13 protein-coding genes are annotated in these 13,853 nt (G+C 54.5%); 5 read left to right on the forward strand and 8 right to left on the reverse strand.

What is annotated here, in order from left to right:
- Nucleotides 1–118 precede the first annotated feature (118 nt).
- From yjgA to BOW53_RS09915, 3 genes are all read right to left on the reverse strand, one after another.
- Nucleotides 119–637 carry a ribosome biogenesis factor YjgA gene (yjgA, locus tag BOW53_RS09905; RefSeq protein WP_172838855.1) on the reverse strand — a complete coding sequence of 173 codons (519 nt, stop codon included), beginning with the start codon at nucleotides 635–637 and terminating at the stop codon, nucleotides 119–121.
- Between the two features lie 504 nt (nucleotides 638–1,141).
- On the reverse strand, nucleotides 1,142–2,872 hold the full coding sequence (gene recJ / locus BOW53_RS09910; RefSeq protein WP_078487830.1) for a single-stranded-DNA-specific exonuclease RecJ: 1,731 nt from the start codon (nucleotides 2,870–2,872) through the stop codon (nucleotides 1,142–1,144).
- Nucleotides 2,869–3,528 carry a glutathione S-transferase family protein gene (locus tag BOW53_RS09915; RefSeq protein WP_078487831.1) on the reverse strand — a complete coding sequence of 220 codons (660 nt, stop codon included), beginning with the start codon at nucleotides 3,526–3,528 and terminating at the stop codon, nucleotides 2,869–2,871. Before BOW53_RS09915 ends, recJ begins: the two co-directional genes overlap by 4 nt.
- Before the next feature lie 119 nt (nucleotides 3,529–3,647).
- Here BOW53_RS09915 and BOW53_RS09920 point away from each other — a divergent pair, with 119 nt between their 5' ends.
- On the forward strand, nucleotides 3,648–4,295 hold the full coding sequence (locus BOW53_RS09920; protein WP_172838856.1) for a 4'-phosphopantetheinyl transferase family protein: 648 nt from the start codon (nucleotides 3,648–3,650) through the stop codon (nucleotides 4,293–4,295).
- A 72-nt stretch (nucleotides 4,296–4,367) separates the two neighbouring features.
- Nucleotides 4,368–5,108 (forward strand): sulfate transporter CysZ, encoded by a 741-nt coding sequence (cysZ, locus tag BOW53_RS09925; protein ID WP_078487833.1) that lies wholly within the window; start codon nucleotides 4,368–4,370, stop codon nucleotides 5,106–5,108.
- Nucleotides 5,109–5,209: 101 nt separating this feature from the next.
- Here the strand turns inward: cysZ and BOW53_RS09930 are convergent, their stop codons facing one another.
- The gene (locus BOW53_RS09930; protein WP_078487834.1) at nucleotides 5,210–6,376 is read right to left on the reverse strand and encodes a pyridoxal phosphate-dependent aminotransferase; all 1,167 of its coding nucleotides are present in this window, start codon (nucleotides 6,374–6,376) and stop codon (nucleotides 5,210–5,212) included.
- Nucleotides 6,377–6,382: 6 nt separating this feature from the next.
- Nucleotides 6,383–7,147 carry an HAD family hydrolase gene (locus tag BOW53_RS09935; protein ID WP_078487835.1) on the reverse strand — a complete coding sequence of 255 codons (765 nt, stop codon included), beginning with the start codon at nucleotides 7,145–7,147 and terminating at the stop codon, nucleotides 6,383–6,385.
- Nucleotides 7,148–7,477: 330 nt separating this feature from the next.
- Between BOW53_RS09935 and dksA the strand changes: the two genes are divergently transcribed.
- Together dksA and gluQRS are read left to right on the forward strand one after the other, a co-directional pair.
- On the forward strand, nucleotides 7,478–7,921 hold the full coding sequence (dksA, locus tag BOW53_RS09940) for an RNA polymerase-binding protein DksA (protein ID WP_078487836.1): 444 nt from the start codon (nucleotides 7,478–7,480) through the stop codon (nucleotides 7,919–7,921).
- 312 nt (nucleotides 7,922–8,233) lie between these two features.
- Nucleotides 8,234–9,154 (forward strand): tRNA glutamyl-Q(34) synthetase GluQRS, encoded by a 921-nt coding sequence (gluQRS, locus tag BOW53_RS09945; RefSeq protein ID WP_078487837.1) that lies wholly within the window; start codon nucleotides 8,234–8,236, stop codon nucleotides 9,152–9,154.
- Nucleotides 9,155–9,161: 7 nt separating this feature from the next.
- Here the strand turns inward: gluQRS and galE are convergent, their stop codons facing one another.
- Nucleotides 9,162–10,136, reverse strand: coding sequence for a UDP-glucose 4-epimerase GalE (galE, locus tag BOW53_RS09950; protein WP_078487838.1), 975 nt, complete (start codon nucleotides 10,134–10,136; stop codon nucleotides 9,162–9,164).
- A 241-nt stretch (nucleotides 10,137–10,377) separates the two neighbouring features.
- On the opposite strand from galE, the gene BOW53_RS09955 reads away from it, so the two are divergent.
- Nucleotides 10,378–11,187, forward strand: a complete 810-nt coding sequence (locus BOW53_RS09955; RefSeq protein ID WP_078487839.1) for an undecaprenyl-diphosphate phosphatase — start codon at nucleotides 10,378–10,380, stop codon at nucleotides 11,185–11,187.
- Here the strand turns inward: BOW53_RS09955 and BOW53_RS09960 are convergent.
- Together BOW53_RS09960 and BOW53_RS09965 are read right to left on the reverse strand one after the other, a co-directional pair.
- Entirely contained in the window at nucleotides 11,184–12,188 is a 1,005-nt protein-coding gene (locus tag BOW53_RS09960) for an NAD-dependent epimerase (protein ID WP_078487841.1), read from the reverse strand. The genes BOW53_RS09955 and BOW53_RS09960 overlap by 4 nt on opposite strands.
- Nucleotides 12,188–13,510: a UDP-glucose dehydrogenase family protein gene (locus BOW53_RS09965; RefSeq protein ID WP_078487840.1), complete on the reverse strand. Its 1,323-nt coding sequence runs from the start codon at nucleotides 13,508–13,510 to the stop codon at nucleotides 12,188–12,190. The genes BOW53_RS09960 and BOW53_RS09965 overlap by 1 nt, the downstream gene beginning before the upstream one ends.
- Between the last annotated feature and the right edge of the window lie 343 nt (nucleotides 13,511–13,853).

Genomic DNA, 13,853 nt, shown 5'->3' on the forward strand with positions numbered 1-13,853 from the left:
CACAAGAGGCTATCGATCACCGAATGAATTATTTATGGGGCGGCAAGTGGATTTGCTTGCTGCCTAATTGAATTGCAGTTATTACTTGAAACCGCCAAATATAACTGTAAAGATATTCTCAATTAATATCTAATACTTTGATATATTTAAATAATTCCCTTTGTACTGCTGGCGACTTTCCTTGCAGACGTTCCTTAACCCCTGTCCTGATCAACTGTCTGAGATGCTGCCTGTCCGCATTAGGACAAATATCCAACAATTCATTCAACGCGTCATCACCCTCGTCCATCAAACGGTCTCGCCAGCGTTCGATACGGTGAAATCGCTGGACATCCTGGAGATGCTCGTTGTCCATGCGTTCGAAAAGCGTCTGAACCTGCGCCGTGTCTTCATCCTTCAGCAGTTTTCCAAGACGGCGTATGTGTCGCCTGATAGCGTTGTGATTTTTGATACGCCTGGATTCCTGCAGTGCATCGCGCATGCTTTCACTGAAATTGAACTGCTCCCATATCTCGGGCTTGAGCTTCATCAGGCGCTCACCAAGATCCTGAAATGCTTGCATCTCCTTCTTTAACTGAGTCCGGCTTACGAACTCCTCTTCATCCTTTGAAGTGTCTGTAAGGTCTTCTTCGTTCATATCTCTATTCGAAAATGCTGTTCTGAAACCCATTGTAAATCATATGCTTCATCAGTGAACTCCGTCATTCCGGCGAATGCCGGGATCCAGGTACCTCCACACCCTGTTAATAAAACGAGCGAAAGTGTGTACCTGATACTTGCTGGTGCACCCCTCAGCCATGTTGTTCTAATGAGATTTGAAGTTACACTTGTATACAATGTGCCATTTTTTGGTTTTTTCGCAGATTTGCAAGGGTGTCAGTCAATGGCGTAGGAGCGCTGTCCTCAGCGCGATTGTGCGTTTGATGCCTGATCACCCGGAGGATCGGGCTCCTACCATTACCGATTGCAATTTACCATTGACGTCACGAGAAGAACATTCATCTACCCACCGCTATTCTGCGATGAACCCTGGCCAGAAGATATACGCACGGCTGTCGCCCCATTTGTATTCCCTGCCAAGTTCCCTGGATTCCGGCATTCGCCGGAATGACGATTTTAGAGATTTCAACTTTTACCCGCCTTATGCAGGAATTACGGTTTCAAACTGCTCCACGATGAGTTGAGCTGAGCGGCGGCCCATGTATTCATTCACATCCAGTCGGTAGGCCGCCTCTATAACTGCATCTCTGTCCAGCGTGGTTGCTTCTGCCTGGTTGAAGGCGATGGCGTCTATGGTGTTCTTTCCCTGCTCTGGTCTCAGTACCATCTTGAGGTGCTTCTCACCGACTACCCGATGAGAGATCACCACGAACTTCCCATCGAACAGCGGTTCGGGAAACCCCTGCCCCCATGGACTGGCCTCTCGCAGGAGTGTTGCCAACTCCAGGGTTAACTGATTCGGCTCCAGCGGACCGTCAGATAGAATAACCCCCTGCAACGCGGCGTCATCCAACCTCATGCGCACATGCTCATCGAAGGCACTGGAAAACGACGACAGGTCATCTGTCCTGATGCTCAGGCCGGCCGCGCCGGCATGCCCCCCGAACTTCAGGATCAGCCCCGGATTTGCGGTAGCCACCTCATCTAGGGTGTCGCGCATGTGAAGACCGGGTATAGAGCGGGCGGACCCCTTCAGCACGCCCTCCTCCTCGGCTTGTGCGAAAGCGATCACCGGCCGATGAAAGCGCTCTTTGATCCTGGCCGCAAGAATTCCGATGATGCCCTGGTGCCAATCGGGCTGATAGATGCAGATACCGACGGGTGCGTTGTCGCCAAGGGTGATCGATTCGAGCGCCTCTAGCGCCTGTTGCTGCATCCCGGCCTCGATCTCGCGGCGCTGCCGGTTCAAACTGTCCAGTGTCTGGGCGATGTCCCGCGCTGTCTGGTAGTCATCGGCCAGCAGGCATTCGATACCCAGGGCCATATCGTCCAACCGTCCAGCCGCATTGAGACGCGGCCCGATGCTGAATCCCATGTCGGATGCAATACAGCTTCCGCGGTTTTTGCCTGCCACATCGAGCAGGGCCTGAATACCCATGCAGCACTTGCCAGCACGAATACGCTGCAAACCATGGTGGATCAGTATCCTGTTGTTCTGATCCAGGGGTACCACATCCGCCACAGAGCCAAGGGCCACCAGGTCAAGAAAGGCTGCCAGGTTTGGAACCGTGATCACACGATCCTGGAACCAGCCGGACTTCGAAAGCCGTGTCCGAAGGGCTGCCAGGAGGTAGAACACCACTCCCACACCAGCCAGGTTCTTGCTGGGAAAATCATCGCCTGAACAGTTAGGATTGACGATGGCATCGGCAGCCGGCAGTTCAGCGCCTGGCAGATGATGATCCGTTACCAGCACCTTGACGCCTGCGGTCTTTGCAGCGGCCACCCCATCGTGACTGGAGATGCCATTGTCGACGGTGATAATCAGATCAGGCTGTCGCGCCAGGGCATCCTGAACGATTTCCGGCGTAAGGCCATAGCCGTATTCGAACCGATTGGGTACCAGGTAGCCTACATTATCCACCCCCATCGCACGCAGCGCCCTGATGGCCAGTGCGCAGCTGGTTGCACCATCGGCATCGAAGTCGCCGATGACCAGGATGCGGCCGCTCTCAGCCATGACCTGTTCTATCAGTGCCACAGCACGGTCCAATCCGCCCAGCCTAGCAGGGGGATGAAGCCTCTCCATGCCGAGCTCGGCCTCTTCAAGCGCAGTGATCTTGCGGCTGCTAAAAACCCTGTTGAGAACCGGATGAAGTCCGTTTAAGTCACCATCATTGGTTTCCTGGTAACGGATGATTTTTTTGATCATGCTTCTTCGGTTGAAAAGAGGTAGGACTCCTTAGCCTTGAAGAAGTCGATGTACTGCTGTTCGAAATCGTCAGTCACCGAGGTTTTAACAGAGGGGCGTTCCAACAGGTTCCTGCTCCAGTTCTGAAGACGGGTCGGCAACAGTTCGGCGAGATCCTCGCGCTTCTGCTTCAACAATTCGAAACGCATGAACAGCGGCGCATAGGCGGCATCCACCAAGGTGAAGTCACTGCCAGAAAAGTAAGGTCCATCACTCACCTCATCCACCAGGCGCGCGAAGGAGCCGCCCTGGGACTCTTTCTGCTGCTGATATTCATCCTCGCTCTTTGCCAGGATCAGCTTGGCCTGCTCGAACAGCAGGTTGGAGCCATATTCGATCCAGCCACGGTGCCTGGCGCGGGCCAGGGGATCTGACGGATGAAGCTGCGGCGGCTGTATCTCATCCAGGTACTCGTTGATAATGGCCGATTCGAACAGGACCTCGCCATCGACCTTGAGCAGGGGCACCTTGCCAAAAGGTGAGATCTCCTTGAACCACTCCGGCGGGTTCTCCACGTCGATGTAAGCCACCTCGAAACTCATCCCCTTCTCACGCAGGGTGATCACGGCGCGCTGTACAAAGGGGCAGATAACGAAACTGACCAGCTCGAGATTCATGTCGGAGTCCTGTTGTTAGAGTGAGCCGCCATTCTATAACAGATTGAGCTGTTCGGGGAGCCGGGCTCGGATGATAGACTAAACAGATGCCTGAACAGTCCAACTGGAATCCATGCAGCTTGCCACCCCCTCCTTTGCACGGGGGGGATCTGCATATATGGAAACTGGATCTTTCTGAACATGGGAACACGATCCACCCTCCCCTCTCATCTGACGAAACCCGCCGAGCGGAAAAGCTGCGATCCGAGGATCAGAAGAAACGTTTCGTGGTCGCAAGAAAAGAGATGCGACAGATACTGGCCGCCTACCTGGAATGCAAGCCTGCGGACATCAGCTTCGCCTATGGAAAGAAAGGAAAGCCTGCAATCAAGTTCCCGGAGAGTGACATCCAGTTCAATATCACCCATTCAGGAGACCTGGGGCTGCTGGCGGTCACCCGTGGCAATCCGGTGGGAATCGACCTGGAACCGGTCGTTCAGCGAAAAAACGCCCGGCATATTGCTCAGCGCGTATTCGACCAGGCGGTACTCGATGAGCTTGATCAGCTGGAAGATGAGCATTTCTTTTCCCCATTCTTCCAATATTGGACCTCATTGGAATCGAGGATAAAAGCAATCGGAGTCGGGGTTTTTGATTATGCCTCAAGCGTCTCGGCATTGGAGGCTCACAACTTCGAGCCACAGAGCGGATGGATGGCCAGTGTCTCGGCTTTATCCCCTCTTCCCGAGAAAACGAAATGGGTCATGCTCTACCTGGACTTGAGCTGACGCCATCATCTCCATGCACTCGCTTTCTGATATATTTGCCCCTCACCAATCAAGAGCAACAGACTCCACCCTATGAACAACAATCCAATCGCCGGTTTCAATTTTCTGCTTGAAGGTCTGAAACTGCTGCTGAAACCCGGTCTCAAGCGCTACCTGATCGTGCCACTGATCACCAACATCCTGATCTTCACCCTGATCGGCTGGATCGGATACACCCAGTTCGAAGCCATTCAGGATTGGATGCTGCCTGAATCGAGCTGGCTGAACTACCTGCGCTGGATACTCTGGCCGCTGTTCGCGCTGGCAGCGCTGTTGATCACCTTCTACACCTTTACCGTGGTGGCCAATCTTATTGCCGCCCCCTTCAACAGCATACTGGCCGAGCGGGTGGAACTGCTGCTGACCGGGCAGAAGGCCAATGACGGGAATGGCTCCCTCTTCGCGGCCATCGGACCTGCCATTCTTTCTGAACTCAGAAAACTCGGCTACTTTCTGCTCAGGGCGATACCGCTGCTGATCCTCTTTGTCATTCCCGGAATCAATGTCATTGCCCCGTTTCTCTGGCTGCTGTTCAGCGCCTGGTTCCTGGCATTGGAATACGCAGACTATCCCATGGGAAATCATGGCCTCTCCTTCCCTGTTCAACACAAGAGGATGAAAAAACTGCGCCTTACCGCCCTCGGTTTTGGCGGCGGTATCACGCTGTTCATGATGATTCCCCTGCTGAACCTGGCAATTATGCCGGCCGCCGTTGCCGGGGCTACGGTGATGTGGTGTAAAAAGCGGGATGTGTTGGGCGAAGAGAGCGAGTAGCGTCGTTTATAACGTATCGTCATTCTGGCGAATGCCAGAATCCATACGGCATAGCTGACAGGGTAGACACCTGGATTCCGGCATTTGCCGGAATGATGGTACTAAGAGCGCCCCAGAAACCGGGCAATACGCTTCACGCCCTCTTCCAGCTTCGATATGTCCGTGGTATAGGCAAACCGGACATGCTGCTCCGGCCTGTTGCTGCCGAAGTCCTTGCCCGGGGTTATGGCACCCCCCTCCTCTTCCAGCAGGCGCATGGCGAAATCGAAACTGTCACCGGTCAGCGATGAACAGTTGGCATAGAGATAGAAGGCGCCCTGGGGCTCCGTGGCCATCTCGAAGCCGAGTTCCTGCAATTTCGGCAGAAGAAAATCCCGTCGCGCCCTGAACGCCTCTCTTCTCGACTCCAGGATTTGTTGGGTCTCTTCCGTAAAGGCGGCCAATGCTGCGTGCTGTGACGGGGTGGGCGGCGAGAGGAAGATGTTCTGGGCTAGCTTGTCCACGGCCGCGACCATCTCCCTGGGCGCAATCATCCAGCCGAGCCGCCAACCCGTCATGCCGAAATACTTGGAGAAGCTGTTGATCACGAAGATATCGTCGGCGATAGAGGCAGCGGTGAACTCCTCTCCACCATATACTAGTCCCTGGTAGATCTCGTCGATGATCAAGACACCGTTCCGGCTTTTCACCACCTCGTGGATCTCTTCCATTGCCTGGCGGCTGACCAGGGTACCGGTGGGATTGGATGGCGTGGCCAGCATCACTGCCTTGGTGTTCGGTGTCCAGGCCTTCTCGACCAACTCGGCGGTGAGCTGGTATTGGGTGGCCGGTCCGACCGGTACCGTAACCGGATCGCCACCGGCCAGGTAGACGAAGTGGCGGTTGCAGGGATAGCCCGGATCCGCCATCAGTACGGCTTCACCTGGATTGACCAGCACCCCCATCACCAGCTGCAGGGCACCGGAAGAGCCCGGGGTCACCACCACCTGCTGTGGATCGACCCGGCAGCCGAACCGTGTTGCATAGTGACCTGCGATAGCCTCTCGTAACTCCGTGATGCCCATAGCCGGTGTGTAGTGGGTGTGGTCTTCCATCAATGCCTGGCGGCCGGCCTCGACAATGGGATCCGGGGTAGGAAAATCGGGCTCGCCGACCTCCATGTGGATGATCGAGCGTCCTTCACTCTCCAACTGCCGCGCACGGGCCAGCAGCTCCATCACGTAGAAGGGGCGGATCTGCGACAGTCGGTCGGCGATCAGCTGGTCCACGGCTTTCTAACCGGCGTGGAGTGAGCGAATCAGATCCAGGTCCACGTAACTGCGCCCTTCGCAGCTGCCGCTGAGTGCTTTGCAGGGTGTGCCGGGATCACCCAGCTGGTCGACAACCAGGTTCGCTCCCGGGAACGCCTCGTGCTCGGTGTAGCCATTGACGGTGATGATAACGGTTGGGATATCCGCATCGTTGACCGACATGATACCGTTATGCGAATCCTCGAGGGCTGCACATACGTCTGGCTTGACGCCCAGCTTCTCCATGGCCCAGATGTAGATATCCGGGGCCGGTTTCTTCTTGGGCACGATATCACCGGCTGCGACCACTTCGAACCAGGACTCACCTTCGTCACCCAGGCCCGAGCGCAGCAACGCGGTGACGTTTTCCGGTGTTGTGGTGGTTGCGATACCCAGCCTGATTCCCGCCTCCCGGGACTCATCCAGCAGGCGCTTGATGCCGGAACGCAGTGGAATCGCCCCTTCGGCCATCATCCGGGTGTAGTGGGCGGTCTTGGTTTTGTGCAGATGGGTGATAAAGGCATCACCGTCGGCCGGGAGTTGAAACTCGGTGTTGAAATGCTGCAGGTAGTGCTTGATGCGCTCTTTGCCACCGGTTACGGCGAGCAGCTTGCCGTAGAGCTCGACGCTCCAATTCCAGTCCAGCCCCTCCTCGGCGAAAGCCTCGTTGAAGGCAATCCGATGCCCATCTCTCTCGGTATTGGCTATGGTGCCATCCACATCGAACAGTAAAACTTCCAGATCTGCCATACTTCTATTCCAAAATAACTACAAAATGGGGGGTAACAATCAGGCACCATGATATGCCATGTTCAAGGCCGCTTCACCCTATCTTTGGCCTCGATTATCCACTTTTTTCCCATGGAAGAGGCAAGAAAAAGGTTGCCATAACCCGCCAAGAAATGCCCATTATGGCGGGTTTCTCAAAAAATACACGGTAAACGGCTGATTGGAAAAGTAAATCGGGCATATCAGAACCTACTTCAACCATCAATTTGATTGACTATTTTCTTGCCCGTGACCTCCAATTCTGGTTAAGATACCGCCTTTCACTAGCGTGTGGTTTGCAGGAGTCATTGAATGGCCGCAAAAAAGAAAAAAGAACGTGACCTGAGTGGTCCGTTCGGCTTTGAGCCCTACAAAGCGAAAAAGGGCGAAGAGTATATGAATGAAAAGCAGGAAGATCACTTCCGTGCCGTCCTCGGCGCGTGGAAGAAAGAGTTGATGGAAGAGGTGGATCGGACGGTTCATCACATGAAGGATGAAGCCGCCAACTTCCCGGACCCCAATGACCGCGCTTCCCAGGAATCAGAATTCAGCCTGGAGCTTCGCACGAGGGATCGCGAGAGGAAACTCATCAAGAAGATCGAAGATACCATCAATCTGATCGACGCCCATGAGTACGGCTACTGTGAAGCCTGCGGTGTGGAGATCGGCATTCGCCGCCTCGAGGCCCGCCCCACGGCTACGCTCTGCATCGACTGTAAGACACTGGATGAGATCCGTGAAAAGCAGATGAGCTGAGGCTGATCTTTAAAGCATGAAAAAGTCGGCTCCCATGCCGGCTTTTTTTTATTTCCCGTCATTCAGTCCGACCTCCCCTCCCGTCATTCCGGCGCACGACTGCATGGATGCCGGAGGTAGAGCGAAGCAGGAAGACAAAGCCGATGCCGGAATCCAGGGAACACGGCATAGAGCGAAAATATGATCTCCATGCTTGCAGATCCTTCATATCCCGGCCCGATCTGATATTGTACGTCTAACATCAATCAGACCATCATCGCACCTGGATTCCGGCATGCGCTGGGATGACGATAGAACCTCACCATCCAACACATGAGTCCCCAGAAGGAACAACCCTATATCGGCCGATTCGCCCCCTCACCCAGCGGGCCGTTGCATTTCGGTTCCCTGGTGGCCGCCCTTGGCAGCTACCTGGATGCCAGGTGCAACAATGGCCAGTGGCTGATGCGGATGGAGGATATCGACCCTCCCAGGGAGAAGCCGGGCGCCGCAGACGATATCCTCCGCACCCTAGAGGCATTCGGTTTCGAATGGGACGGCGAGGTGCTCTACCAGAGCAGCCGACAAGCGGTATACCTCGAAACCATTTACAGGTTGATGGCTGATGACCACGCCTATGACTGTGGCTGTAGCCGCAGGGAAGTAGCCGAGGCGGAACTTGAGGGCATAGAAGGCACCAGGTACCCCGGGACCTGCAGAACCGGCGCACAAGCGGACAGAGAGAACCTGGCTGTCCGTCTGCACACGGATCACCCCACCCCCATAGCATTCAAGGACCGGATCTGCGGCCATGTGCGACAGGTGGTTGAGGACGACATCGGCGATTTCATCATCCGCCGATCCGATGGACTCTTCGCCTACCAGTTGGCGGCGGTCGTGGACGATGCCTATCAAGGGATAAACCAGGTCGTCAGGGGCGCTGACCTGCTGATTTCGACCCCCAGGCAGATCCTGCTGCAGCACTTCCTGGATCTCCCGACGCCCACCTATGCTCATCTCCCCCTGGTACCGGACGAAGAGGGTCGAAAACTCAGCAAACAGTTTGCGGCATTGCCTGTCAGCAGAGAGAGGCCACTGCCGGCACTTCTGGAAGCTTATAAATTCCTCGGACAACCGGCCTTTTCCCAGTCGCCCGGGTCACTTCAGGAATTCTGGGAACAGGCAACAGCGTGCTGGAACAGCGATCGGGTCCCCTGCAACAGCAGGCACACACCGCTGTCTGAACAGGGATAAAGCAACATCAGTCCCGATTCATCCACGCCCAGGCGGTTGAGATGATGTCGGAGATCTCGGTATATCTTGACGTCCAGCCAAGCTCTCGCCTCGCCTTGGCACTGTCTGCAATCAGTACGGCCGGATCTCCGGGTTTTCGATCATCGACCTGGTAGGGTATCTCTTTTCCAACCACCTCCTGGGCGGACAGCAGCACCTCCTTAACGCTGAAACCGTTCCCATTACCCAGGTTGAACGCCTCGGCGCCACGCTTCTCCGCGAGCAGGTATTCCACCGCTTTCAGGTGCGCGTCACAAAGATCTTCAACATGGATGTAGTCCCTGACGCAGGTGCCATCTGCCGTATCGTAGTCGTCACCGAAGATTTTGAGTGTATTCTCCTGCTGGCCGTATGCGGCCTTCAGAATATTGGGAATGAGGTGGGTTTCGGGGTCGTGCTCCTCACCCAGTTCTCTCTCTGCATCAGCCCCTGCGGCATTGAAGTAGCGCAGGCTCACTGAACTGGTGCCATAGGAAGCTGCATAGTCCTGAAGGATCTGCTCAACCATCAGTTTGGTTTTACCGTATGGATTGATGGGCGCCTTTGGGTGATCTTCATCTATTCTCTCTTTTACCGGGTTACCGAATATGGCAGCCGATGAAGAAAAGATGAATTTATCTACACCATGATTCCGCATCGCCTCGAGAAGGTTGTAGGTTCCTACGACATTGTTCTGATAGTAAAGCGCGGGCTTTTGAATGGATTCCCCTACCAGGGATCGTGCCGAGAAATGCATCACCACATCGAAGGCGTCGCCCTGAAACAGGCTGGATAGGTCCGAGGGGTTGAGCAGGTCACCGTGGACCAATTCACCCCATTTGACAGCTGCACTGTGGCCGGTGGAGAGATTGTCAAAGGTCACAACCTCGTGTCCCTGCCTGGCCAGTAGCTTGACCATGTGGGAGCCGATATAACCTGCACCGCCGCAAACAAGAATTCGCATACTTTCTCTTCCAGTAAATCTATAATGAACCTATCCGTGTTGCTGAAGCATGATAGTGTCGTGGGATGATGCATACAATGCTGAAAGCGATGGTCTTTAGAAATAGCCAACCTGTCACAGCTTTGAACGAGTTCCTACCTCCGGGTGTACAACCCAATGAATGCTGATGTATCGTTTGTCCCGTGTATATGGAAAATTCACAACAAACAAGAACACTCTTTGATGCAAGGCAGCCTGATTGATGGACGGATTTCAGATTGTCGTGCTTGCACTGGTTCAGGGTCTCACCGAGTTCCTCCCCATGTCCAGCTCCGCCCACCTGATCCTGACCCCTAAAATACTCGGCTACAGCGATCAGGGCCTGGCATTTGACGTTGCCGTACACCTCGGTTCACTGGTAGCGGTCATTACCTACTTCCGGTGTGAAGTGTTTGTAATGATACGAGATTTCCTCAAGTCTCTCGGCTCTCGGGGTGTTCAAACAAAGAACTCCCGCATGGCCTGGAAAATCATCCTGGCAACGGTGCCGATCGTGATCCTGGGCAAGTTGATGTACTCGATGATTCAGTCCGATTACCGAACGATCAGTGTCATTGCGATCAGCACCATCGCATTTGGCGTATTGCTGCTGTGGGCAGACATCAAGGGGGTGCGGAATCGCGACGAATACAGCGTCACCTGGAAAGATGCCCTGTTCATAGGCCTGTTTCAGGCCCTGGCGATCTTTCCGGGCACATCCAGGTCGGGGGTTACCATGACCGCGGGCATGGTGATCGGCCTGACCCGGGAGGCGGCATCGCGCTTTTCATTTTTACTGTCGATACCCACCATTCTTATGTCCGGCGCCCTGGTTACGTTCGAGCTGGTTCTGGACCCCTTGCCGGTCGCTTGGGCAGACTTGCTGGTCGGGGCACTCTTCTCTTTCGCGGCAGCCTATATCTGCATTCACGTTTTCCTGCGCCTTATCGAGCGCATCAGCATGCTGCCGTTCGTGGTGTATCGCCTTCTGCTGGGTGGGGTTCTGATCTGGTTTGCGATGCAGCAGGTCTAGAGATAGTAATCCCTGAACCATTCGACGAAATGCTGCATGCCGTCCTCCAGCTTTGTTTTCGGCTGATAATCAAAGTCCCTCGCAAGATCGCCCACATCGGCATAGGTATCCGGTATGTCGCCCGGCTGAAGGGGTAGCAGCTCCTTTTCCGCCTCCCTGCCCAGGGCTTTCACCAGCGCCCCGACATAGTCCTTGAGCTCTACGGGAGAGTTATTGCCGATGTTGTAGAGGCGCCAGGGTGCGTAGCTCGTACCTGAGTCGGGATTGTCACTGCTCCAGTCCGGGTTGGGCTGGGCAGGCTTGTCGAGAACGCGAATCACACCTTCGACGATGTCATCTATATAGGTGAAATCACGCCGGTGGTTGCCGTAGTTGAAGAGCTTGATCGGTTCGTTATTGACGATGGCCCGGGCAAACCGCTGCAGTGCCATATCGGGACGGTCCCAGGGGCCGTAGACGGTGAAGAAGCGCAATCCCGTGGTTGGCAGTGAGTAAAGATGGCTGTAACTGTGGGCCATCAACTCATTGGCCTTTTTGGTGGCGGCGTAGAGGCTCACCGGGTGGTTGACGTTGTCGTGTACCGAGAATGGCATCCTGGTGTTGCTGCCATACACTGAACTGGACGAGGCATACACCAGGTGATCAACACCGTTGTGACGACACCCTTCCAGAATATGGCTGAATCCTACAAGGTTGGAGTCTATATAGGCCTGGGGATTCTTGAGGGAGTAACGCACACCGGCCTGGGCGGCCAGGTTGACCACCCGGTTGGGTTTATGTGTCCTGAACAACTCCTCAATCAACTCCCGATCGGCCAGGTCACCCCGAATATGGGTGTAGTCGGGGTGATCAATGTGCCTGGCCAGCCGGTCTTCTTTCAGTCCGGGGTTGTAGTAGTCGTTGTGGTTGTCGATCCCAACAACCTGGTCGCCGCGGTCCAGTAACCTGAGGGTCACTGCGGACCCGATGAACCCCGCAGAGCCGGTTACCAGAACCCTCATCATTTACGGCCAATGGAGTAGTAGGCAATCCCTTTTTTTACCATCAATTCTGGCTCAAACTGGTTCCGACCATCAAAAATAACAGGCGCTGAAAGACTCTCTTTGATCAGATCGAAGTCTAGTGCCTTGAAGTGTTGCCACTCGGTAACGATGATAAGCGCATCGGCCTCCTGGAGCGCTGCCTCCATAGTACCCATGAGGGTCAGGTCGTCACGCTGGCCGTATATTCGTTGACACTCTTTCATCGCTTCCGGATCGTACGCCAGAACATTAGCGCCTGCGTCCCATAGGGCTTCTATCAGGACCCTGCTGGGCGCTTCGCGCATGTCGTCTGTATTGGGTTTGAAGCTGAGCCCCCACAGGGCGAAGGTTTTACCCTTGAGCTCCCCGTCGTAGTGACTGCTGATCTTTTCAAACAGTTTCTCTTTCTGGCGGTGGTTTACCGCTTCAACGGACTTGAGGATCTCGGCATCGTAGCCAATGGAGTCGGCAGTGCGAATAAGGGCCTGCACATCCTTGGGGAAACAGGAGCCCCCGAAGCCACAGCCGGGATAGATGAACTGGTAGCCGATGCGGGTATCCGAACCGATGCCCTGGCGTACTGCCTCGATATCCGCCCCCAGTTTCTCTGCCAGGTTGGACATCTCGTTCATGAAGCTGATCTTGGTAGCCAGCATGCAGTTCGCAGCATATTTCGTCAGTTCTGCGCTGCGTACATCCATGACGATCATGCGGTCATGATTGCGGTTGAATGGCGCATAGAGCTCGCGCATGGTCTCTGCCACATTGCTGCTGTCCGTACCTACCACGATGCGGTCAGGGCGCTGGCAATCATTGACGGCAGAGCCCTCTTTCAGAAATTCCGGGTTGGAGACGACATCAAATTCGATGTTGACGTCGCGCTTTTGCAGAACTTCACCCACTTTATTCCTGACCTTGTCGGCAGTGCCGACCGGTACGGTGCTCTTGTTGACAATGATCTTTGGGCTCTCCATGTGGCTGGCGATGGACTCTGTCACGGCCAGAACGTACTGGAGGTCGGCCGAGCCATCTTCATCAGGGGGGGTGCCCACGGCAATGAACTGAATGGCGCCATGGGCTATGCCCTTTTGGGAATCCGTGGTGAACTCCAGGCGTCCTCCCTTGTGATTTTCCTCGACGATCGGGGTCAAACCAGGTTCGTAGATTGGAATAATGCCCTTCTTCAGGTTCTCCACCTTAGTATTGTCTACGTCCACGCACATCACATGATGTCCAACATCAGCCAAAACGGCTGCCTGAACCAGACCTACATATCCAATACCAAATACTGTTACATTCATCTTCTTTCTTTCGTCTCAGGTTACAAGTTGCCGGTCAGAAATCCGTTTTCACAGAAAATTCAGGGTACAGAAAGCCTTCCTTGTCGGAAGAGGCGAAATCCTTGGGCGCATTCTATCAACTGGGATGAAGATCTTACCACTGAACCATTACTTATACGGCACATTCACATGCTGCGGCTGTAGATGTGTCGATTGCTGCCTGGGGAGTCCTAACCTTGTTCACATCAGGACAATTTAAATGATTTTTATTAGGGCCTGTTCACGTAAAAGTCAGTAAAATGCCACTCTATGGAACTAACGAAAGAGCAGTACAAAATCATTGAGCCGTTGTTCCCCAAACCAA

This window comes from Solemya velesiana gill symbiont, from assembly GCF_002020805.1.
Lineage (GTDB): Bacteria > Pseudomonadota > Gammaproteobacteria > Chromatiales > Chromatiaceae > Sedimenticola_A.

Excerpts from the sequence above, each read along its gene's own strand:
- yjgA (WP_172838855.1), bottom strand. The coding sequence starts at position 637 with ATGAACGAAGAAGACCTTACAGACACTTCAAAGGATGAAGAGGAGTTC.
- recJ (WP_078487830.1), bottom strand. The coding sequence starts at position 2,872 with ATGATCAAAAAAATCATCCGTTACCAGGAAACCAATGATGGTGACTTA.
- BOW53_RS09915 (WP_078487831.1), bottom strand. The coding sequence starts at position 3,528 with ATGAATCTCGAGCTGGTCAGTTTCGTTATCTGCCCCTTTGTACAGCGC.
- cysZ (WP_078487833.1), top strand. The coding sequence starts at position 4,368 with ATGAACAACAATCCAATCGCCGGTTTCAATTTTCTGCTTGAAGGTCTG.
- BOW53_RS09935 (WP_078487835.1), bottom strand. The coding sequence starts at position 7,147 with ATGGCAGATCTGGAAGTTTTACTGTTCGATGTGGATGGCACCATAGCC.
- dksA (WP_078487836.1), top strand. The coding sequence starts at position 7,478 with ATGGCCGCAAAAAAGAAAAAAGAACGTGACCTGAGTGGTCCGTTCGGC.
- gluQRS (WP_078487837.1), top strand. The coding sequence starts at position 8,234 with ATGAGTCCCCAGAAGGAACAACCCTATATCGGCCGATTCGCCCCCTCA.
- galE (WP_078487838.1), bottom strand. The coding sequence starts at position 10,136 with ATGCGAATTCTTGTTTGCGGCGGTGCAGGTTATATCGGCTCCCACATG.
- BOW53_RS09955 (WP_078487839.1), top strand. The coding sequence starts at position 10,378 with ATGGACGGATTTCAGATTGTCGTGCTTGCACTGGTTCAGGGTCTCACC.
- BOW53_RS09960 (WP_078487841.1), bottom strand. The coding sequence starts at position 12,188 with ATGAGGGTTCTGGTAACCGGCTCTGCGGGGTTCATCGGGTCCGCAGTG.
- BOW53_RS09965 (WP_078487840.1), bottom strand. The coding sequence starts at position 13,510 with ATGAATGTAACAGTATTTGGTATTGGATATGTAGGTCTGGTTCAGGCA.